The 1,032-nt window shown below is 67.6% G+C and carries 2 protein-coding genes; both read right to left on the bottom strand.

The window, feature by feature from the left end; translation table 11 throughout:
* Nucleotides 1-555 (bottom strand): membrane protein YczE (gene yczE, locus ACXJKH_RS21155; protein WP_457322316.1); only part of this gene is annotated, 555 nt, incomplete at its 3' end.
* A gap of 87 nt (nt 556-642) precedes the next feature.
* Nucleotides 643-1,032: zinc-binding dehydrogenase (locus tag ACXJKH_RS21150; protein ID WP_457322314.1), on the bottom strand; the 390-nt coding region annotated here is incomplete at its 5' end.

Below are 1,032 nucleotides of genomic sequence, written 5' to 3'. Positions count from 1 at the left end.
GCCGCACAGTGGGCCGATCAGCAATGCGAAGGCGAGGGTGCCGACGCCGACGTTGCCGCCCAACTGCCAGCCGATGACCAGCACGGTGCCTTCGATCAGGCTGCGCACGATCCAGATCGGCCAGCCGGTGCGGGCGTGCAGGCCGGTCATCAGCCCGTCGCGCGGGCCGGGGCCGAAGCGCGCGCCGATGTACAGGCCGGTCGCCAGCGCGACGAGCAGCAGGCCGCACCCGAACATCGGCACCTGCCAGGCAAGGCCCTGCACCTCCGGCAGCAACCACAACCCGAACTGCGCGCTTGGCCCGATCAGCATCACGTTGAGCACCGTGCCCAGGCCAGGCTTCTGCCGGATCGGCCACCACAGCAGCAGCACCAGCGCACCGATCACGTTGGTGGCCACGCCGAAGGACAGCGGGGTCTGCAGCGCGATGCCCTGTGACAGCACATCCCACGGCGCCACCCCGATCGCCGCACGAATCATCACCGCCGCGCCCATCCCGTACAGGAACAGGCCGATCAGCAGTTGCAGCAGACGCAGGGGCAGGGACGTGGGCATGGCCGTTTCACCGAAGGGGGCCTTGACTGTAGGCCGCCCCGTTGCGGGCAGACAGATACAGTTGGGCGCCAATATGCGCCGACACCGTCATTCCCAACCGGCGAGTACCAGCTTGCCGATCACGCTGCCGCTCTCCAATTGGCGATGTGCCTGGCGCAGGTTGGCCGCGTTGATCGCACCCAGATGCGCGCTGCGCGTGCTGCGCAGTTCGCCGGCATCGACCAGGCTGGCAACGCGGTTGAGGATGCGGTGCTGTTCGATCCTGTCCTCGGTGCGGAACTTGGCCCGCGCGAACATGAATTCCCAGTGGATGCCGATGCACTTGGCCTTGTACGGATCGCCGATGCGCAGCGCGCCGCGCGGCTCCACCACCAGGCCCACATGTCCCTGCGGCGCCAGCAGTTCACCCACTACATCCCAGTAATGATCGGTGTCGGCGAGGTTGAGCGCGACCTGCACCTGTTCCATGCCCAGCGC

It is taken from the genome of Stenotrophomonas sp. P5_B8, assembly GCF_054049855.1.
Note: the sequence above shows the minus strand (reverse complement) of the source record. Positions and strands in the feature narration are given on the sequence as shown.